The 1,000-nt window shown below is 51.4% G+C and carries 2 protein-coding genes; both read left to right on the forward strand.

Annotation, left to right across the window (positions count from 1 at the left end):
• Positions 1-707: hypothetical protein (locus tag FDX01_RS04430; RefSeq protein WP_249360865.1), on the forward strand; the 707-nt coding region annotated here is incomplete at its 5' end.
• 11 nt (positions 708-718) lie between these two features.
• Positions 719-1,000, forward strand: a 282-nt coding sequence (locus FDX01_RS23405) for an NUDIX hydrolase (protein WP_249360866.1), incomplete at its 3' end; no start/stop codon positions are given.

Genomic DNA, 1,000 nt, shown 5'->3' on the forward strand with positions numbered 1-1,000 from the left:
ATGATGACTACATATCAAGGGTTTCAGACAAGCTTCGATCAACCTATGAGATGCAAGTTAACAGGGCTAAGGCACTGGAAAGGCATCCAGGGTTGTCTCGATTTACTCTGAACTACATGGAGCCGAAGCTAAGAAGCGAGCTTGATAGGCGCATCCTGGCCAGCGCTGACTTAATTAAGTTAAACCGTACAGGCGCGATAAACAAAACAGTCCAAAGATTTAGCGGGTGGGCTACCAGCATCCCTGTGCAGGATTACGTTGGAGGTGGCCTTTCTCCATCGTCTCGCAGCGGGGTTAATTACAACTGCGACCATATTCAGAAAAGCGCCCTGCAAATTGATTTTGAAGCGCGGCGGGTGATGATTGACCAGAACCATAAGCTCATCGCAAACATCGACAACATCATAGCGTCCAGTAATAACGCCATAGCGGCAGAGTGGCACAGCCACTGGCGGCAGGCGGGTTATGACTACCGGGAAGATCACAAGGAACGCGACAAGGTGGTCTATCTCATTCGTGGTAACTGGGCGCAAAAAAACGGGTACGTGAAGGTGGGGCCTTCTGGCTACCTTGATGAAATTACACAGCCAGGAGAAGAGGTGTTTTGCCGTTGTTACGTAACTTATCTGTACAACCTCCGGAGCATTCCTGAACACATGCTGACCCAGAAAGGGCAGAAGTTCATGGCGTCTATGAAATCAGCATAGGAGCATTAAGCGTGGCTATTTTTGGCAGCGGTATTATGTTCCGGCAGGGTAAAAGCATCTTCCTGATCCAGCGCTCAGACGACGGGACATGGTGTCCACCAGGAGGCAAGATTGAGCCCGGCGAGATGGCATGTACCGCAGCGCGTCGCGAAGTAAAGGAAGAGGCAGGATATCAGTTTGACGGCCCAATGACGCCCTACAGCGTCGCCGGGGACTACCTCACCTTCCGGGCAGATATTGACGCTCAGTTTGAACCGCAGATCAACGATGAATCACTGGCCGCTGGCTGGTTT

The sequence above is a fragment of the Citrobacter sp. wls613 genome, assembly GCF_005281195.1.
In the GTDB taxonomy this organism is placed as follows: domain Bacteria; phylum Pseudomonadota; class Gammaproteobacteria; order Enterobacterales; family Enterobacteriaceae; genus Citrobacter; species Citrobacter gillenii.